We start from the raw sequence: 1397 nt of genomic DNA on the forward strand, positions 1-1397 counted from the left end.
AGTCTGAGACCCGATGCCGAGCCGATTGTGGTGAAGTGGATGATCCTATGCTGTCGAGAAAAGCCTCTAGCGAGTTTCATGGCGGCCCGTACCCCAAACCGACTCAGGTGGTCAGGTAGAGAATACCGAGGCGTTCGGGTGAACTGTGGTTAAGGAACTCGGCAAAATGCCCCCGTAACTTCGGGAGAAGGGGGGCCATTGCTGGTGACGGGACTTGCTCCCCGAGCTGGTGGTGGCCGCAGAGACCAGCGAGAAGCGACTGTTTACTAAAAACACAGGTCCGTGCGAAGCCGTAAGGCGATGTATACGGACTGACGCCTGCCCGGTGCTGGAACGTTAAGGGGACCGGTTAGTCACGATTCGTCGTGGCGAAGCTGAGAACTTAAGCGCCAGTAAACGGCGGTGGTAACTATAACCATCCTAAGGTAGCGAAATTCCTTGTCGGGTAAGTTCCGACCTGCACGAATGGCGTAACGACTTCTCGACTGTCTCAACCACAGGCCCGGTGAAATTGCATTACGAGTAAAGATGCTCGTTTCGCGCAGCAGGACGGAAAGACCCCGGGACCTTTACTATAGCTTGATATTGGTGTTCGGTTCGGCTTGTGTAGGATAGGTGGGAGACTGTGAAGCAGCGACGCCAGTCGTTGTGGAGTCGACGTTGAAATACCACTCTGGTCGTGCTGGATGTCTAACCTGGGTCCGTGATCCGGATCAGGGACAGTGTCTGGTGGGTAGTTTAACTGGGGCGGTTGCCTCCTAAAGGGTAACGGAGGCGCCCAAAGGTTCCCTCAGCCTGGTTGGCAATCAGGTGTTGAGTGTAAGTGCACAAGGGAGCTTGACTGTGAGACTGACGGGTCGAGCAGGTACGAAAGTAGGGACTAGTGATCCGGCGGTGGCTTGTGGAAGCGCCGTCGCTCAACGGATAAAAGGTACCCCGGGGATAACAGGCTGATCTTCCCCAAGAGTCCATATCGACGGGATGGTTTGGCACCTCGATGTCGGCTCGTCGCATCCTGGGGCTGGAGTAGGTCCCAAGGGTTGGGCTGTTCGCCCATTAAAGCGGTACGCGAGCTGGGTTTAGAACGTCGTGAGACAGTTCGGTCCCTATCCGCTGTGCGCGTAGGAGTGTTGAGAAGGGCTGTCCCTAGTACGAGAGGACCGGGACGGACGAACCTCTGGTGTGCCAGTTGTCCTGCCAAGGGCATGGCTGGTTGGCTACGTTCGGGAGGGATAACCGCTGAAAGCATCTAAGCGGGAAGCCTGCTTCGAGATGAGCACTCCCACCTCCTTGAGAGGGTAAGGCTCCCAGTAGACGACTGGGTTGATAGGCCGGATATGGAAGCCCTGTGAGGGGTGGAGTTGACCGGTACTAATAGGCCGAGGGCTTGTCCTCAG

At 56.5% G+C, this 1397-nt stretch carries 1 rRNA gene; it reads left to right on the plus strand.

The window, feature by feature from the left end:
* A 23S ribosomal RNA gene (locus ACFUEL_RS39720) occupies nt 1–1395 on the plus strand; the annotation flags it as partial.
* Nucleotides 1396–1397: the final 2 nt, after the last annotated feature.

This window comes from Kitasatospora sp. NPDC057198, assembly GCF_042670125.1.
In the GTDB taxonomy this organism is placed as follows: domain Bacteria; phylum Actinomycetota; class Actinomycetes; order Streptomycetales; family Streptomycetaceae; genus Kitasatospora.